The organism is Mucilaginibacter sp. P5_A4 (assembly GCF_056400605.1).
In genome coordinates this window covers 1-1,094 of sequence record NZ_JBFUKX010000147.1, presented here as the reverse complement: position 1 = coordinate 1,094, position 1,094 = coordinate 1, and the positions used below count along the sequence as shown (strand labels likewise).

General features: G+C 32.2%; 1 protein-coding gene. It reads left to right on the top strand.

Annotated features, from left to right (window positions below; genetic code table 11):
* Positions 1-321: 321 nt before the first annotated feature.
* Positions 322-1,094, top strand: a 773-nt coding sequence (locus AC1DQW_RS27725) for a hypothetical protein (protein ID WP_477457025.1), incomplete at its 3' end; no start/stop codon positions are given.

The window sequence follows — 1,094 nt, the reverse complement described above, 5'->3', positions numbered from 1 at the left end:
GGTGTATATTGTGAATTTGGATATTATGGATGTTTGTGTTTTTTGTTTTTCGGGATGATATGCAAAAAATTATTTGTGATGGCAATTGGTAGGACAGATCTAATGGCCGTAATGTTTTATTCGTTCTTTTCAACCTTTATTTTATATGTTGTATACGATTCGATGATGACTATTCCTACGTTTCTTGTTTTGTACTTACTCGTATATTATACCTGTAAAATTTATTCACAAGTAAAAAGAGCTGATTTTTCTTACAGACAATCTATAACTATTTAAGATTAAGCTTAAAATACATTGTTAAATATTATATACTGAGCTACTATGTCAAATTTTTTATTGGGACTAATAGGATCGAGAAACTTTAATGCTGCCAGGTATATTTTTAAGGCGGGTTTATTGGATCAGATAGTTATTGACACTTATTTTTCTAAAGATAGTTTTTGGCATAAGATTCCGATTTTGGGTGAAAAATTATCGGTTAAATTGAGAAAATATGATGCTGGTTTTCCTTTGAATAAAGTTTCTTATGATTGGACAGGGGCATTAACGATGAGAGTACTACAAAAATATTCATCAAATATCAATGCTTATACATATGCTAATAAAAGATTGGGGAAACGTTTAATCACGTATGCTAATAATAAGCCTCCGGGAAAGTATTACGGTTTTGATACATCCAGCATGGAATTTTTAGAGTGGGGAGCTGAACGAGGCTGGAAGGGTTATCTTGAACAATGCGTTGCTCCTCGAAGCTCTCAAATAGCAATGTGGAACCTGTTTTCTGAAAAGTATGGCATTGATAATAAAAAGGAAATTGAGCAATGCCTTATTCTACAAGAACGTGAGAGAAAAGAGTGGTTTTTTGCTGAGAAGATAATTGTTCCGTCTGAGTATGTTAAAGCCGAATTAATAAAAGATGGAAACGTTGATGTTAAAAAAATCCATGTTGTCAATTATGGATATAGCCCAAGCGGCGATAAAAACACGATAAAACATATTATAGAAGACAAGTACCCTCAAAAGAATAAAGAGATTAAACTATTATTTGCCGGCAATACAGGATATAGAAAGGGAATAGTAGATATCATTAAACT